Consider the following 254-nt stretch of genomic DNA (forward strand, 5'->3'; position numbering starts at 1 on the left):
GCGCGAAACTCAGCTAGCAACGGCAGAACCCGGTAATGGCCGTAGGGCGTCGGCATGCTGATTCTGAGCACGCCGGCGGGCGTCGCCTGTTGCCCGGTCGCTTCCCGCTCCGCATCCGCGAGTTGCCGAAGCGCTTCGCGGCATTGCTCGAAGTAGCGCTTGCCGAGATCGGTGAGGCGAATCTGCGGCGTCGTGCGCACGAACAGCCGCGCGCCGAGGCGCTTTTCGAGCCGTGCCACCGAGCGGCTCACCGC

General features: G+C 68.1%; 1 protein-coding gene. It reads right to left on the bottom strand.

From position 1 onward, the window contains the following. Positions 1–254 (bottom strand): LysR family transcriptional regulator (locus SB751_RS33095; RefSeq protein WP_410749383.1); only part of this gene is annotated, 254 nt, incomplete at both ends.

The sequence above is a fragment of the Cupriavidus sp. SIMBA_020 genome (assembly GCF_046535395.1).
GTDB lineage: Bacteria > Pseudomonadota > Gammaproteobacteria > Burkholderiales > Burkholderiaceae > Cupriavidus > Cupriavidus campinensis.